Annotated in this window: 11 protein-coding genes and 1 pseudogene; 4 read left to right on the forward strand and 8 right to left on the reverse strand. The window is 75.9% G+C overall.

Annotated elements, in window-relative coordinates; translation table 11 throughout:
• The first annotated feature begins 450 nt into the window (after window positions 1–450).
• The 4 genes from BMW99_RS37955 to BMW99_RS37970 all read left to right on the forward strand — a co-directional run bounded on the left by BMW99_RS37955 (window position 451) and on the right by BMW99_RS37970 (window position 5,122).
• On the forward strand, window positions 451–966 hold the full coding sequence (locus BMW99_RS37955; protein ID WP_245791796.1) for a TetR/AcrR family transcriptional regulator: 516 nt from the start codon (window positions 451–453) through the stop codon (window positions 964–966).
• A gap of 101 nt (window positions 967–1,067) precedes the next feature.
• Window positions 1,068–1,718 (forward strand): TetR/AcrR family transcriptional regulator, encoded by a 651-nt coding sequence (locus BMW99_RS37960; RefSeq protein ID WP_075018379.1) that lies wholly within the window; start codon window positions 1,068–1,070, stop codon window positions 1,716–1,718.
• A 92-nt stretch (window positions 1,719–1,810) separates the two neighbouring features.
• Complete coding sequence (locus tag BMW99_RS37965) at window positions 1,811–3,469, forward strand: acyl-CoA dehydrogenase family protein (RefSeq protein ID WP_069467771.1); 1,659 nt, start codon at window positions 1,811–1,813, stop codon at window positions 3,467–3,469.
• A gap of 324 nt (window positions 3,470–3,793) precedes the next feature.
• Window positions 3,794–5,122 carry a M14 family zinc carboxypeptidase gene (locus tag BMW99_RS37970; protein ID WP_177226151.1) on the forward strand — a complete coding sequence of 443 codons (1,329 nt, stop codon included), beginning with the start codon at window positions 3,794–3,796 and terminating at the stop codon, window positions 5,120–5,122.
• 240 nt (window positions 5,123–5,362) lie between these two features.
• Here the strand turns inward: BMW99_RS37970 and BMW99_RS37975 are convergent, their stop codons facing one another.
• The 8 genes and pseudogenes from BMW99_RS37975 to BMW99_RS38010 all read right to left on the reverse strand — a co-directional run.
• A complete protein-coding gene (locus BMW99_RS37975) occupies window positions 5,363–7,540 on the reverse strand; it encodes a TerD family protein (protein ID WP_069464158.1) in 2,178 nt (725 codons plus the stop codon).
• A 237-nt stretch (window positions 7,541–7,777) separates the two neighbouring features.
• The gene (locus tag BMW99_RS37980; RefSeq protein WP_075018382.1) at window positions 7,778–8,761 is read right to left on the reverse strand and encodes a sugar kinase; all 984 of its coding nucleotides are present in this window, start codon (window positions 8,759–8,761) and stop codon (window positions 7,778–7,780) included.
• Window positions 8,762–9,117: 356 nt separating this feature from the next.
• Window positions 9,118–9,735, reverse strand: a pseudogene (locus BMW99_RS37985) (bifunctional 4-hydroxy-2-oxoglutarate aldolase/2-dehydro-3-deoxy-phosphogluconate aldolase); the annotation flags it as partial.
• A 115-nt stretch (window positions 9,736–9,850) separates the two neighbouring features.
• Window positions 9,851–10,681, reverse strand: coding sequence for a hypothetical protein (locus BMW99_RS37990; RefSeq protein WP_322900223.1), 831 nt, complete (start codon window positions 10,679–10,681; stop codon window positions 9,851–9,853).
• An 8-nt stretch (window positions 10,682–10,689) separates the two neighbouring features.
• Window positions 10,690–11,835 carry a galactonate dehydratase gene (gene dgoD, locus BMW99_RS37995; RefSeq protein WP_069466713.1) on the reverse strand — a complete coding sequence of 382 codons (1,146 nt, stop codon included), beginning with the start codon at window positions 11,833–11,835 and terminating at the stop codon, window positions 10,690–10,692.
• Complete coding sequence (locus BMW99_RS38000) at window positions 11,832–12,689, reverse strand: FadR/GntR family transcriptional regulator (protein ID WP_079176329.1); 858 nt, start codon at window positions 12,687–12,689, stop codon at window positions 11,832–11,834. The genes dgoD and BMW99_RS38000 overlap by 4 nt, the downstream gene beginning before the upstream one ends.
• A 43-nt stretch (window positions 12,690–12,732) precedes the next feature.
• Window positions 12,733–13,500, reverse strand: coding sequence for an SDR family NAD(P)-dependent oxidoreductase (locus tag BMW99_RS38005; protein WP_069466712.1), 768 nt, complete (start codon window positions 13,498–13,500; stop codon window positions 12,733–12,735).
• 68 nt (window positions 13,501–13,568) lie between these two features.
• Window positions 13,569–14,565 (reverse strand): alpha-galactosidase (locus BMW99_RS38010; protein WP_143080618.1); only part of this gene is annotated, 997 nt, incomplete at its 5' end.

Genomic DNA, 14,565 nt, shown 5'->3' on the forward strand with positions numbered 1-14,565 from the left:
CCGGGACCGGGACCGGGACCGGGACCGGGACGACGGTGACGGCGGTGGACGGTGCGGTGCTGGATGCGGTCATGGACGTGCTTCCTCCGAAACGTGGGGTGTGCGGTGGACGCCACCCCTCTGCGGGCGTGACGGGCGCGACACGGCGGGCCGCGGCGGGTCGGGCGGGCACGCGTGGCCCGCCGGCACCCGGTCTGGCATCATCAGACAAACGGAACCGTGTCCCGATTAACGATACGGAACACTGTCCCGTTTAGCAATGACGGCAGCGGAGGGAGCGGCACGGTGAGCGTCAGCGGCGAGGCGGAGGGTGGCGGCCCGGCAACGGGAAGGGCGGACGGAGCGGCGACGGACCGGACCTCGGAACAGGCCCCGGGATCCGTCGCGGAGCAGGCGCCGGGGCGGGCGAACCGGCCGAAGCGGGCGGACGCCCGGCGCAACCAGGGGGCGCTGCTGGACGCGGCCGCCGCGATCTTCGTGACCTCGGGCGTGGAGGCTCCGGTGCGCGACATCGCGGCCGAGGCCGGCGTCGGGACGGCCACGATCTACCGCCACTTCCCGACCCGCGCCGACCTGATCATCGCCGTGTACCGGCACCAGGTGGAGGCACTGGCGGAGGCCGGGCCCGAACTGCTCGCCGCCGGACCCACGCCGTACTCCGCTCTCGGCCGGTGGATCGACCTCTTCGTCGACTTCCTGGTCACCAAGCACGGACTCGCCGCGGTGATGCGGTCCGACAGCGCAGGGTTCGAGTCCCTGCACGGCTACTTCCTCGACCGGCTGGTGCCCGTCTGCGGCAGCCTGCTCGACGCGGCCGCGACCGGGGGCGAGATCCAGGCGGACGTGACCGCGCTCGCACTGATGCGCGGCGTCGGCAACCTCTGCATCGGCGCCGAGAACGACCCCCGGTACGACGCCCGCCGGCTCGTCCGCATCCTGATCGCCGGGCTGGCCCGCCCGAACTGATCGCCTTCGTGCGGATTTCCACCGGGACGCCGAGAGGCGCACCCGGTCTCCCGCACGGCGGGGGCATGGCCAGAAACTCTGAATGGTGCTTCACTTCATTCATGGCCTACCGCAAGACACCCGCCGAACTCCGCCGGCTCCAGGCCGCGAGGGAGCACCTGGTCGCCCGTGCCACCGCGGTCGTCGCCGACGTGGGCTGGGCCCAGGCGTCGGTGACGGCCGTCGCCGACTCGGCCGGGATCGCGGCCGGTTCGGTGTACCAGCACTTCCCCTCCAAGGCGGCGCTCGCGGTGGAGGTGTTCCGCCGCGCGGCCGGCCGCGAGGTGGAGGTGCTCGGCGAGGTGCTGCTCGCACCCGGCGACCCCGTCGAGCGGCTGGGCCACGGCGTGGCGACTTTCGCCCGGCGCGCCCTGGAGAACCGCGGCCTCGCGTACGCCCTGCTCGCGGCGCCCGCGGAGCCCGCGGTCGGCGCCGAGCGCCTGGACTTCCGCCGCCGCTACCGGGCGCTGTTCGCCGAGGTGGTCCGTGAGGGCACGGCGGCCGGGCTGCTGCCCGCGCAGAACGCCGAGGTCACCGCGGCCGCCCTGACCGGAGCGATAGGCGAGGTGCTCGTCGATCCGCTCGACCCGCTCGATCCGCACGGCGCGCCCGACGAGACGACGACCGGCCGGCTCCTCGCCGACCTCACGGCGATGGCCCTGCGATGCGCCGGTGCCGCCCCCGACGCCGTCCTGCCCGCCACGGCCCCGTAACTCCGCCCGCCGCCCGCCCTGCCCCTCCATCCGCTCCCGCCGTCTCGATCCGCCCCCGCCGTTCCCGCCCGCTCCGCGTCCCGGAGGATCCCGTGTCCACCACCGCCGCACCGCACAGCAACCCGACCGCCGTGACCCACGAAGTGACCAACCAGGCACCGCCGTTGGCCGGCCATGACGTCGCCGCCGACCCCGTGCTGCTGGAGGGCGTCGAGCGCGGGGGCGCGGGATGGCACCTGGAGGAGCTGCACCGGTTCGGGCTCCTCGCCGGCAGCGCGGAGGCCCAGCACTGGGCGGACCAGGCCAACCGTCACGAGCCGGAGCTGCGCACCCACGACCGCTACGGGAACCGCGTCGACGAGGTGGAGTTCCACCCGGCCTACCACCGCCTGATGGACGCCTCGGTGAGCGCCGGCCTCGCGGGGGCCGCATGGTCCGACGAGCGGCCCGGCGCCCATGTCGCCCGCGCCGCCGGCTTCATGGTGGCGACGACGCTGGAGCCCGGGCACCTGTGCCCCGTCTCCATGACGTACGCGGTCGTCCCGGCCCTGCGGCACTCCTCCGACCTCGCCAAGGTCTACGAGCCGCTGCTCACCAGCCGCGTCTACGACCCGGAGCTGCGCGCCCCCGCTGGAAAGCGCGGCCTGCTCGCCGGGATGGGCATGACGGAGAAGCAGGGCGGCACCGACGTGCGGGCCAACACGACGACGGCCACCGAGCGGCCCGACGGCACCTGGCGGCTGCGCGGCCACAAGTGGTTCACCAGCGCGCCGATGAACGACCTGTTCCTCGTCCTCGCGCAGGCACCCGGCGGGCTCTCCTGCTTCCTCGTGCCGCGCGTGCTGCCCGACGGCGGCCGGAACACCTTCCGCATCCAGCGTCTCAAGGACAAGCTCGGCAACCGCTCCAACGCCAGCAGCGAGCCGGAGTTCGACGACACGGTGGCGTGGCTCGTCGGTGCGGAGGGCCGCGGGGTGCGGACCATCATCGAGATGGTGACCATGACGCGCCTGGACTGCGTCCTCGGCTCCGCCGCCGGCACCCGCGCCGCGCTCGCGCAGGCCGCCCACCACGCCCGCCACCGTGCGGTGTTCGGCGCCCGGCTGATCGATCAGCCGCTGATGCGGAACGTGCTCGCCGACCTGGGCGTGGAGTCGGAGGCGGCCACCACCCTGGCACTGCGGCTGGCCGGCGCGGCGGACCGTGCGCAGCGCGGCGACGAGTCGGAGCGCGCCTTCCTGCGGCTGGCCACGGCGGTCGGCAAGTACTGGGTGTGCAAGCGGCAGCCGGCCGCCGTCGCCGAGGCGCTGGAGTGCCTGGGCGGAAACGGCTACGACGAGGCGTCGGGCATGCCGCGGCTGTACCGCGAGGCGCCGCTCAACGGCATCTGGGAGGGCTCGGGCAACGTCAACGCCCTCGACATGCTGCGGGCGTTGGGCCGTGAGCCCGCCTCGCTGGACGCGTTCCGCGCGGAGGTCGAGGCCGCGTCGGGCGCCGACCGGCGGCTCGACGCCGCCTGGCAGGAACTGCGCGGCGAGCTCGTCCTCACCGAGGACGCGCCCATGCGCGCGCGACGCGTCATCGAACGTGCCGCCCTGGTCCTGCAGGGCTCGCTGCTGGTGCGCCACGCGCCGCCCGCGGTGGCCGACGCGTTCTGCGCCTCCCGCCTGGCCGGTGACCGCGGCCTCGCCTTCGGCACGCTCCCGCCGGGCGCGGACTTCGCCGGCCTGCTGGAGCGGCTGCCCGCTTGACCGGACGGCCGCCGGACCGCGCCCTGTTCAGCTGTTCTCTGGTTCGGGCGCGACCTTGGGCAGAGCATGTGGGACCTGCCACGGACGGAGGGACCGGCGCGAACCGACGGCGTTGCCGGGTGTCCGCACAGCGGCAACGGCCGCCTCGGCGGTGCCGCGGTCGCACGCGTGCGGTGACGGCCGCGCCTCGAGGAAGGCTCCGGGCCGGCTCGGGCGCCGCCTGCCCGGGTTCCCCGCCGGCTCCCCGTGCGGCTCCGCCCGCGCGCGGAGCGGTAGCCTCAGCGGACGCAGCCCCACCCTCCCCGCCCTCAGATGGAGGTCACGGTGCGACCACGCCCGCTGGACCAACCGCCCGCGTCCGCAGCCCGGTTCACCCGCTGCCCGTCCCCCGACGAGGTGGTGCGCGGCGTCGAACGGGTCGCGGCCGCCCGTCCCGACCTGTGCCGGCTGTCCGTCATCGGCAGCTCCCGCTCCCACCGCCCGCTGCACCTGCTGTCCATCGGCCACGGCACCCGCTCCGTGCTCGTGGTGGCCGGCGCGCATCCCGACGAGTCGATCGGCGGCGCGTCGATCCTGGCGCTCGCCGAGCATCTGGCCGAAGGAGGCGAGCCCGCCCTCCGGGACACGGTCTGGCACCTGCTGCCGTGCCTCGACCCGGACGGTGCCCGGCTCAACCGGCAAGGCCCGCCGCCCGGTTCGATGACCGAGCAGTACCGGGGATACTTCCGGCCCGCCGTCGCGGAGCAGCCCGAGTGGGCACCGTCGGTGCCGGGTGCGGAGCCGATGCCCGAGACCCGCGCGCTGCTCGACGTCATCGCCGAGCACCGGCCGCGGGTGCAGATCTCCCTGCACAGCACGGACGTCGGCGGCACCTACGCCCAACTGACGCGCCACGCGCCTGGTTTCGCGCCCGCGTTCGCCGCGTCCGCGCAGGCCGCGGGACTCCCCGTCGAGACGGGGGCGCTCGACGCGTGGCGGTGGGCCAGCGCGGGCCCCGGGATCTACCTGCTGCCGCCACCCGGTACGCCCGAACGCCCCACGGCGTTCCCCGAGAACGCCCACCGCTCCACGTGGCTGGCGCCGCACGCCCACGGCGGGATGACCGCCATCGTGGAGGTCCCCGGGTGGGCGAGCACCCGGCTGGCCGATCCGGCGGCCCACCCCGACGCGGACGACGCGTCGGCCCGCGCGGCGGACCTGCTGCGCGGCCTGTCCGCCGAACTCGACACCCACCTGGCGCCGGCCCGCGACGCCCTGCCCCCGGCGGATTCGGACGCCGCGTCGGCCGCCCTGCACGCGGGCCTCGACGCGACGTTGCGGGTCTGCGGCCCGCTCGCCGATTCCTGGGACCCCCGGCATCCCGCCTTCACGCCGATGCCCGGTCTCACCCAGGCCCACGCGGCGAGCCTGGAGCTGTTCGCCCGCCGCATCGCCCTGCGCGCGTCCGCCATGCTCCTGCACCTGCTGGACCGGTCACTGCGGGCGGGGGTGACCCGCACCCAGACCTCCCACGAGGCCGTGGAACGGCTGCTCGCCCGGCGGTGCGGGGACTACGCGGCGAGTTTCGCCGTCCGGCCCGTCCCGGTCGCCGCCCAGGTCGGCCACCACGTGCGCTGCGCACTGGCGCTCGCGGAGACCTCCGCCGCGGTGTGAGGCGGCGGCCCGCCCTGCCCACGGCCCGGCGGGCGGGCTCCTGGCGGGGCGAGGAGTCCGGCCGGGCCGGCTTGGCGCCGCGCTTGCTCCGGGTGCGGGCGTCCGCGCCCGGACACGACGACGCCGGGTGCCCGGTGGGCGGCCCGGCGTGTGTGCGGCGAGGAGAGCGAAGGGACTGGATCCATGAGAGAGAGTGAGGAGGAAGCCCCTTCATGGCCTCGCCTGCGGTCACCGTAGCAGTCAGCCCGGGATCAGGTCGCGCAGGTTTTCCTGGGTGATGACCGCGGAGTCGGGGTGCAGCCCGTCCGGCCGGGCCAGACCGACGTAGGTGACCGGGCCGTCCGGGACGGCCTGCCCGTCCCACACCGTCACGGTCGTGGCACGGTCCGCCATCAGGCCGGTCAGGTGCCGGACGGTCAGGTACTCGCGCTCGACGATCCCGCGGACGAGCGCCGCGACGGTCACCCTGTTGCCCTCGACCCGGTTGGCCGCGGGCTGCCCCCGCAGGTAGAGGTGCAGCCACTTGGCCTGCCAGCCGCCGTCGGGTGCGCGCAGGAAGACCAGCGGCAGCGCCACCCGTCCAGGGCCGCGCAGTTCCGACTTCATGCGCACGGTGCGGGCCTCGAAGGGCTTCCCCAGCTGCTCGGCATCGCGCAGCATGAACCCGAAGAACGACTCCTCGACCTGCTCGAATCCCTCACCCGAGTAGATGTCGACCTGCGGGACGATGAAGTCGCTGGACACCGCCGCCAGCCGCAGGTTGATGAACTCCGAGGCGCCGTCCGGGGCTTCGGTGATGTCGCCGGAGTGCTCGCCCTCGACCAGGCTCAGCGAGGTGTACGACAGCCAGCCGTCCGACCGGTACGAGCCGTCCAGCAGCAGCCCCGACAGGTCGAAGTCGGTGGTGCGCGCGGACTCCTTCCAGTGCACGAAGAACCGCAGCAGGTCGCCGTCGACGCGGGACAGCGAGCCGCGCGGCAGCACGCCGAAACCGCCGGTCGTCGCCTTGCCGCTGAGCGGCAGCGCCACGTCGAGGACGTCGGGGTCGAGCAGGAGGTGGCCGGGGGCGGGCAGCCGGCGGCGCGTCTCGGCGTCCAACAGCGCCCTCAGCCGGCCCAGTTCGGCGAGCGGCACCGGCGCGCGGGTGTCGGGTGCGACGGTGGCGCGCCCGAAGCGGTTGACGAAGACGCGGCGGTTGCCGGTCTCCCGTGTCCGGTTGTTCAGGTGCTCGCGGACGGACAGCAGGACGCGTCCCGACACCTGCGGCAACGCGTCCTCGGCGGCGGCCACGACGGCGTCGCGCTCCTCCTGGGTGGCGCAGGAGCGGACGAGGCGGTCGAGCGAGCGGAACATCAGGCCGGGTGCCGCCGCGAGCACCCGGACGGCTTCGGTGACGTGGCCGGCGCCAAGGAGGTCGTCGGCCCGCGCCGCGAAGGACGGCGCGGGTCGCAGTTCACCGCGCGCGACGGCGAACACGTCGGCGGCGCGTGGCCACTGGGGGTACTCGTGCGGGTGCAGCCGCTCGCCGAGACGCTTGAACGCCTCGCGGTACGCGGCAACGTCGGCGAGCTTCACCGGGGCGGCTGCCACGACCGCGTCGAGGCCGGCGAGCAGGGCCCGCCGGACGGGGCGGCGCATCGAGTGGAAGCGGGTGGGCTCCGCCAGCGTCACGTCCCCGCCGGACAGCGCGCACGCCAGCCGGAGCACGTCGGTGACCGTGTCCAGCAGGAGGTCCGCGCCGGTCTCCAGCCGGGCCCGGTTGACGACCGCGCGGTTCTCCCGGACCGGGATCGCCTCCGGCTGCGGGCCCGCGGCGCAGTGCGTGGCGAGCGTCGCCAGATCGCGCAGGCCGTCCTCACCGAGCGGGGTGGTGCTGCCGGCGAGCGCCAGGTAGAGGGCGGTGGTCTCGTCGTCGAGCGTGCCGCCCAGGTGCAGCACGGTGCTGCGATCGCCGGCGGCGGCGACCAACTCGTCGCTCACGGAGACGAGTTCGTCGTAGGTGTGCGGGTACCGGCCGTACGCCGGAAGGGTGAGCAGGTCGACGGCGCCGGTGGAGAGCTGGGCCAGGACGTCGGTGCGCGCGGCCTCGTCCAGGAGGGCCTCGACCACGCACTCCCACCAGAAGTCCACGGTACGGGGGACGTTGGCCGGGAAGTCGAGGAAGTACACGTTGTGCCGGACGTGGTCGCCGACCATGGTGCGGACGGTGTCGAGCGTGCGGACTGCCGTGTCGAGGACCAGCGCCTCGTCGAGGCCGGACAGGTGCGCCAGCAGCTCCGTCGACAGCTTGAAGCCCGCGGACATCAGCGCGGCGTCGAACTGCCGGGCGGCGCCGGCTCCGTGCCCGCTCGGCCCGGCGCAGGCCGGGAGGCGCAGGGTGTGGCGGACGACGACGGGTTCCAGGTGCTGGTTCGGCATCCGGGCATGCTGTCAGAGCCGCCGCCGCGCCCGCATGCGGGTTTCACCGGCGCCGGGTGGGGTCGCCGGACGGACGCCGCGGGGACGCGGCAGCGGTGGATGCCGGCCCGGGGCCGGTTCGGGCGTGGGCCGGGCCACGCCAGACGTTCGGACACCGGGCCCGGGCTCAGTGGTCGCGGCCGCGCGGCGCACTCGCGGGGCGCGGACGGCGCGGCGGAGACGGCGTCCGGGACGCCCTCAGTGCGTCGCGGCCGCCTCCGGGTCCGGCTCCGCCGCGCGCCGCGCCTCCGGCACGGTCAGCCGGGACCAGGCGTCGTCGGAGGCCGCCAGCAGTGCGGCGATCCGCTCGGCCGGGGGCAGGGGGCCGTGGTCGGCGGGGACGCGCAGGGCGGCGGCCGCGGTGAGGTGGGCAAGGCGCAGGCACCGGGGCAGGGGCTCGCCGCGGTGGAGCGCGGCGAGGAAGCCCGCGGCGAAGGCGTCGCCGGCGCCGACGGGTTCGACGACGTCGACCCGGGGCGCCGGCACGGTACAGGTGACGGGCGTGGCACCCGGGGCCGCGCCGGTGAAGGCCGTCGCGGCGCGGGGGCCGTCCTTGACGACGAGCAGCGCGGGCCCGGGAAGCAGCGCGCGGACGTCCTGTGCCGCGGCGAGCGACGCTCCCCACAGGTCCTGCGCCTCGTCCAGGCCGACGAAGACGACGTCGGCGCGGTCGGCGAGGTCGCGCAGCACGGCGGGCGCCGAGCCGTCCCGCCACAGCGCCCGGCGGTGGTTGACGTCGAAGCTGACCGGTACCGGGCCGTCGAGCGCGGCGTCGAGGAGCGCCCGGCAGCTCGGCGAGAGGGCCGCCGTGATGCCCGTGAGGTGCAGCAGCGCGGCACCGGACAGGGCCGGGTCGGCCAGCAGGTCCGGGCCGAGCGCGGAGGCGGCGGAACCGCGCCGGTAGTAGTGGACGCGGGTGCCGTCCGGGGCGGGGTCCTTCACCAGCAGGCCGGTGGGACGAGCCGGATCGGTGCGGACACCCGTGACGTCCACGCCGCGTCCGGCGACCTCCGCCCGCACCCGCGCGCCGAACGGGTCGTCGCCCACCGCGGACACCCAGCGCACGGGCACCGCGTGGTCGGCGAGGTACATCGCGACGTTGGACTCCGCGCCCGCGACGGCCAGGGCGAGTCCGGCCGCGGTGGCGAGCGGTGCCACCGGGTCGGGGACGAGCGCGGCCATGGTCTCTCCGACGCAGACGACCGGGCCGGTGCCGAGGTCCGGCAGGAGCCGCGCCCTTCCGTGCGGCAGCGGCCGGGCAGCGTCGTCGGGCGTGGTGCCGGGGTGGGCGGGAGGCATGGGCGGCTCTCCGGGACGTCGGGGCGGGCGGGTGGTGGGGCGAGTGGGGCCGGGTGGCCGCGGCGGTCCGCGTCCGGTCAGTCCGGGTCGGCGGAACCGCCCGCCGGGCCCGCGGCGAATGCGCCGGTGTTCCGCGCGCCCGTGGTCGAACCCGCGGTGGATCCGCTGGGGTTCGCGGTGCCGAGCGCCGAACCGGGCGCGGGGCGGGCGGAACCGGTGGAGCCGTGACCGGCTCCGGCGCCGACCGCGTCGAGGAACTCCGCGGCCCTGGACCGCAGTTCCGCGATGCTGCCGCCGTCCGCGGCGTCGCCCAGCAGGGGGCTGCCGACGCCGACCGCGAGCGCCCCGGCGGCCAGGTACGCACGGGCGGCCGCCGCGTCCACGCCACCGACGGGCACGAACGGCAGGCGGGGGAACGGCCCGCGCAGCGCCCGCAGATATGCGGGGCCGCCGGCCTGCTGGGCCGGGAAGATCTTGTACGCCGTGACGCCCATGGCCTGCGCGGCAACGATGTCGGTCGGCGTCATCACGCCCGCGAGCACCGGCATTCCCCGCTCCCGTGCGATGGCGACCCCTTCGCCGAGCGCCGGGGTCACGGCGAAACCGGCGCCCGCCCGGTGCGCGGCGCGGGCGTCGTCGGCGGTGAGGACCGTTCCGGCGCCGAGCAGCGCGTCGGGGCCGAGCGCGGCGCGGGCCGCGGCGATCACGTCCAGCGCGCCCTCGCCGCTGAGCGAGACCTCGACCAGGGACACGCCCTCCTCCACGAGGGCGAGGACGGCCCGCAGCGATGCCTCGGGGTCGGTGCCGCGCACGATGGCGACCAGGCGGTGGGTGCGCAGCGCGGTCAGCAGGTCCACGTGCGGGTTCCTCTCTCAAGGGGCCGGTGCCGGCCGGCCGTTGCGGATGGGTGGCACGGGGACGGCGTGCGGGACGGGCCGGGCCGGAGGTGTCCACGCGAACGGGCGCACAGGGTCAACTGCCCGCCTCCGCCCGGACGGTGAGCCGCCACCGGACCTCCCCCTCGGCGGGGACGCGGGCGGCGTCCCCTTCCCCCGCCTCGGCCACGCCGAAGACCCGGCCGAGCATGGGCTCGACACCGATGGACCGGTAGGGGACGTCGTCGGGGAACCCGCGGAGGTTGCGCCACAGGGCCACCGACACCGGCTGCCCCTCGGCTTCGAGGGTGAACGCGAGGCGATCCGGCCCGTCGAGCACCGCGGCCTCGTCGCAGTCCACGACGGCGCCGACGGCCGTGCCGTCGTCGGGACCCAGCCGGTCGAGGGCGGTGCCCGCGGCGTGCGGCCAGCGGAACGGCCGCCATCCGGCGCCGCCGTCGGGGTACAGGCGGCCCGCCGCGCCCTCGGGCAGGGCGACCGTTCCGTGCGGCGAGACGTCGAGCAGGGCGTGCGCGGCCCACACGAAGCGGTAGCCGGGCGTCGCGGTGAGCAGGTAGTCGGCGACCACGGCGCCCTCGACGGCGCGCAGGGTGCGGGTGAGCCGGAAGTCGGGGCACTCCACGGTGTACGTGCCGCCGTGTCCCTCACCCGCCACGCCGCCTCCCCCGAGGCCGCCGGCAGTGCCCGGGACCGCCGTCCACGGGCGGGTCCAGGCGTCGCCGTGGTCGGGACGGCCGCGCACGGTGGGCACGCACTCCTCGAGGCCGCCCGCGTCGGCGAACGCGTCGCCGGGGACGGCCTGTTCGCGGCGCGGTTCGGTGCGGTGCCACAGCCACTCGCGGTCACCGGCCCGCAGGGAGGTCCAACGGCCGCCGTGCGTGGGGTCGGTGGCGACGTGCAGCGGCACGGGCCCGCTCACCATTCGGCGAACGCCCCGTCCTCGTGGCGCCACACGGGGTTGCGCCAGGCGTGCCCGGCGCGATCGGCGGCACGGACCGCCGCCTCGTCGACGGTGATGCCGAGCCCGGGCCGGTCGGTGCGGTGCGCGTGGCCGTCGGTGAACCGGAACGGTTCGGTGTCGACGACGTAGGAGAGCAGGTCGGCCGCCTTGTTGTAGTGGATGCCGAGGCTCTGCTCCTGGATGAGGAAGTTCGGGGTGCAGAAGGCGACTTGGAGGCTCGCGGCGAGCGAGATGGGGCCGAGCGGGCAGTGCGGGGCCAGTTGGACGCCGAAGGTGTCCGCGAGGGCGGCGATCCGGGTGACCTCGGTGATGCCGCCGGCGTGCGACAGGTCGGGCTGGGCGACGGCTATGCCCGCGGTGAGGGCCGGCAGGAACTCGGCGCGCCCGTACAGGCGTTCGCCGGTGGCGAGCGGGATGGGCGTGGACGCGGCGAGCGCACCCAGCAGGTGGCCCTGGTCGGGCAGCAGCGGCTCCTCGACGAACAGCGGGTGCAGCGGGGCGATCTCGTGCAGCACGCGGCGGGCGCCGGCCGGGCTGAAGCGGCCGTGGAAGTCGACGGCGACGTCGCGTCCCGGGCCGAGCACGTCGCGGGCGACGGCGAGCCGTTCCACCACGGCGGCGGTCCCCGCGGGGGTGGGCAGGGGGTCGGTGCGGCCGGCGCCGTTCATCTTGACGGCGGTGAAGCCGGCCTCGATCTGTGCGCTGATCTCCTCGGCGAGCCGCGACGGCTCGTCACCGCCGACCCAGGCGTAGACGCGGACCGCGTCCCTGACCGGCCCGCCGAGCAGGGCGTGCACGGGCGCGCCGTAGGCCTGTCCCGCGATGTCCCACAGGGCGTGGTCGAGGCCGGCGACGGCGCTGGAGAGTATCGGGCCGCCGCGGTAGAAGCCGCCCTTGGTGAGGACCTGCCAGTGGTCCTGGATGCGCAGCGGGTCCTGCCCGACGAGGTACTCGGCGAGGACGTCGACGGCGGCCCGGACCACCTCCGCGCGGCCCTCGACGACGGGTTCGCCCCAGCCGACCAGCCCCTCGTCGGTCTCCACGCGGCAGAACAGCCAGCGTGGGGCCACCAGGAAGGTCTCGATGCGGACGATTTTCACGGGGTGTCCTCCGGACGGGGTGCGCGGGTTCCCTGGCCGCCGGCTCCGTTGCCGCCGGTGCTGCCTGTGCCGCTGCTGCCTTCGGTCGTGTCGTCCTGCCCGCCGCGGGCCTCGGCGCCCGCGGTGTCGCCGTTCCGGGCCCCGCCGGCGCCGTGCACCAGGTCCAGGTCGCGGACGGCCTGCTCCAGCAGGGCCCGCATGGCCGCCTCAGCGGCGTCCGGGTCCTGGGCGCGGACGGCGTCCAGCACCGCGCGGTGGCTGGGCACCGGGTCCTCGCCGTGGGGCGAGGCGTGCACGATCTCGTCGCGGTGGGCGAGACCGGACTCGATCACCATCTCCATGCGTTCCAGCAGCTCGTTGTGGGTGGCGGCGAGCAGCGCCCGGTGGAACGCGAGGTCGGCCTGGACGGCGTGCGAGGCGCCGAGGCCGGTCCGCCCCATCGCGGCGACGGCGTCGTCGAGGGCGTCGAGGTCCTGCTCGGTGCGGCGGACGGCCGCCAGCCGCACCGCGGCGGGCTCGATGATGCCGCGGACCTCGCCGAGGTTGCGCAGCAGACCGAGGTCGGCACCGGACGAGGTGCCCCCGGCGAACTGCCAGCGCAGCACGTCCGCGTCGAGCAGGTTCCAGTCGGCGCGCGGCCGCACGAACGTGCCGCGCTTCTGGCGGGCGTCGACCATGCCCTTGGCCGCGAGGACCTTCAGCGACTCGCGGAGCGCGGTGAGGCTCACGTCCAGCTCGCTCTGCAGGGCGGGCAGGTCGAGCGTCGCCCCCTCCGGGATCTCGCCGCTGAGGACCCGGCGCGCGAGGGTCTCCACGGTCTGGCCGTGCACCCCGCGGCGCGCGTATGGGGTCATGTCGTTCTGCCTTTCTGCAAGGTCGGGTCGGTCGGTGCGGCGGTCAGGCGGAGGACTTCACGACGCTCCAGCCGCCGTCCACGACGAGACTCGATCCGGTGATGTACGCGGCTTCGTCGGCGGCGAGGAACGCGATGGCGGCCGCGACCTCGTGCGGCGTGCCGAAGCGGCCCGCCGCGGTCTCGGCGACGCTGGCCACCCGGTCCTCCTCGGAGACCCGGTCCCACGCGGCGGTGAGGATGGGCCCCGGCACCACGGCGTTGACCCGCACCTCGGGTCCGTACTCGACCGCGAGCTGCCCGCACAGGGAGAGCAGTGCGCCCTTCGACGCGGCGTAGGCCGGGTGGCCGGGCAGGCCGCGGTGGGCGTGCACGGACGAGGTGAGCACGACCGCGCCGCGCTGCTCGCGCAGGTCGGGCAGCAGGGCGGTGAAGCCGAGGAAGGCGCCGGTGAGGTTGACCGCGAGCTGCCGCTCCCAGGAGGCCAGCGTGGTGAGGTGCGCGGGTTTCACGTCGACGGTGAAGGCGTTGCTGACGAGGACTCCCACCGGACCGGCGGCGCGGGCCCGTTCGGCGACGCGCTCCCAGTCCCGGGGGGAGGAGACGTCGGCGGTGACGAACTCCGCGCGGCCGCCGCCGGCCCGGATGCCGGCGGCCACGGCCTCGCCGCCGTCGGTCGCGACGTCGGCGAGCAGGACGGCCGCACCCTCCGCCGCGAGCCGTTCCGCGGTGGCGGCGCCGATCCCGGATGCGGCGCCCGTGACGACGGCGACCCGTCCGGTGAAGCGGGCGGCGGCTGCGGGTGCGTTCATGGTGCGGGTCGACTCCTCGTGGTGCGGGCCTGTCGGCGACTCTAGTGAGGCGGGCTGCGGGGGCGCCGTCATTGCCTGGTCAGGACGACGAGTTCGGCGTCGTGGCCGGCGCTCCAGGACAGCGGGAGGCCGGAGTGCCGCAGGTGGGCGCCGCTGTAGAGGGTGCCGGTCGCCGCGTCGAGGTAGCGGGCCGCGGGGTCGAGGCCCCGCAGCCGCAGCCGGTCGGGGCGGCCGGGCATCAGCGGGGCGCCGTCGAGGCGGCCGGTGTTCCAGGCGGCCACGACGGTCCGCGGGCCGTCCGCCTCGTCGAACTGCACGCCGCAGGTGGCCCGGTCGGGTGAACCGAGCAGCCGGGCCGTGCCGTGGTGGACGACCGTGCGGATCTCCTTGTAGCGGGCGACCCACGCGGCGGCCTCGGTGCGCTCCTCGGCGCTCCAGCGCCGGATGTCGGCACCGATCCCGAGGACGCCGGCCGCGGCGAGCACGAACCGGAAGGCCAGCGAGCGCGGCCGGGTGTCGAACACACCGGGCGCGTCGGTGACCCAGGAGCTCATGGTGTGCGGCGCGTGGGCGTGCAGGTAGCCGAACTGGGTGGCGAGGCGGTCCAGCGGGGCGGTGTTGTCGCTGGGCCAGACCACGTCGGTGCGGGCCAGGGTGGCGTGCTCGATCCGGCCGCCGCCGCCGGCGCAGCCCTCGACGGTCACGTGGGGGTGGCGGGTCCTCAGGTGGTCCAGCACGCGCAGGTAGCCGGCCACGTGGGCGGCGTCGAGGTCCAGGTCCCCCGCCGGTCCCGCGTCCGGACGGCCGCGTTCGGTGGGCGGCCGGTTCATGTCCCACTTGAGGTAGTCGATGCGGTGCCGGGTCAGCAGCCGGTCGAGCGTGCCGATGACGAAGTCCTGCACGTCGGAGCGGCCGAGGTCGAGCAGCAGCTGCTCGCGCACGAGCGTCGCGGGGCGGCCCTCGACGCGGTACGCCCACTCGGGGTGCTCGGCGTACAGCCGGGATGCGGGGCTGACGGCTTCGGGCTCGACCCACAGGCCGACGTCCATGCCGAGGGCGCGGACG

The organism is Actinacidiphila rubida (genome assembly GCF_900110255.1).
Taxonomy (GTDB): Bacteria; Actinomycetota; Actinomycetes; order Streptomycetales; family Streptomycetaceae; genus Actinacidiphila; species Actinacidiphila rubida.

Coding starts and splice junctions, on each gene's coding strand:
- BMW99_RS37960 (WP_075018379.1), top strand. CDS start 1,068: ATGGCCTACCGCAAGACACCCGCCGAACTCCGCCGGCTCCAGGCCGCG.
- BMW99_RS37975 (WP_069464158.1), bottom strand. CDS start 7,540: ATGCCGAACCAGCACCTGGAACCCGTCGTCGTCCGCCACACCCTGCGC.
- BMW99_RS37980 (WP_075018382.1), bottom strand. CDS start 8,761: ATGGCCGCGCTCGTCCCCGACCCGGTGGCACCGCTCGCCACCGCGGCC.
- BMW99_RS38000 (WP_079176329.1), bottom strand. CDS start 12,689: ATGACCCCATACGCGCGCCGCGGGGTGCACGGCCAGACCGTGGAGACC.
- BMW99_RS38005 (WP_069466712.1), bottom strand. CDS start 13,500: ATGAACGCACCCGCAGCCGCCGCCCGCTTCACCGGACGGGTCGCCGTC.